The organism is Rhodopseudomonas sp. BR0G17, from assembly GCF_010907025.1.
In the GTDB taxonomy this organism is placed as follows: domain Bacteria; phylum Pseudomonadota; class Alphaproteobacteria; order Rhizobiales; family Xanthobacteraceae; genus Rhodopseudomonas; species Rhodopseudomonas palustris_H.
The window spans coordinates 1-399 of sequence record NZ_QUML01000215.1 but is presented as its reverse complement, the minus strand read 5'-3'; the positions used below and the strand labels follow the sequence as shown (position 1 = coordinate 399).

1 protein-coding gene is annotated in these 399 nt (G+C 64.7%); it reads right to left on the bottom strand.

Annotated features, from left to right (window positions below):
- On the bottom strand, nt 1–383 hold a 383-nt coding region (locus DY467_RS25925), incomplete at its 3' end, for a serine hydrolase (RefSeq protein WP_246701657.1).
- Nucleotides 384–399 lie beyond the last annotated feature (16 nt).

The following is a 399-nucleotide window of genomic DNA, read 5'->3' as shown; positions in this document are numbered from 1 at the left end:
GTCGATATCTTCGCCCATGTGCCCGGCTTGTTGGCGATCCGCCATCCGTTCGGCAGGCCGACGCGTAAGCGCCGCGCCGCGGCATCTCGTGCTTCGATCATCCAGGTCGTCAGTCTGGCCCGCGACGACGCCGACAAGGCGCTGCCGAGCAGCAGCCGTTGCAGCGTTCCAACCATGGCTCGCGGAGAGGTGGTGTCGTGAATTTCGCCTGGTCTGACGATGTTCAGTTCGAGTTCTCTGTGATCGACGCGGGTGACCGGATCGCCCAGCGATCTCAGATACGCCGTGAGCGCGGACGGCCCGCCAAAACTGTCCAGCAGCAGATTGGCGGCCGTGCTGTCGCTGACCGTGATCGCCGCTTCGCAAAGAGCCGCAACCGTCATGCCCTCGGCTCCGACA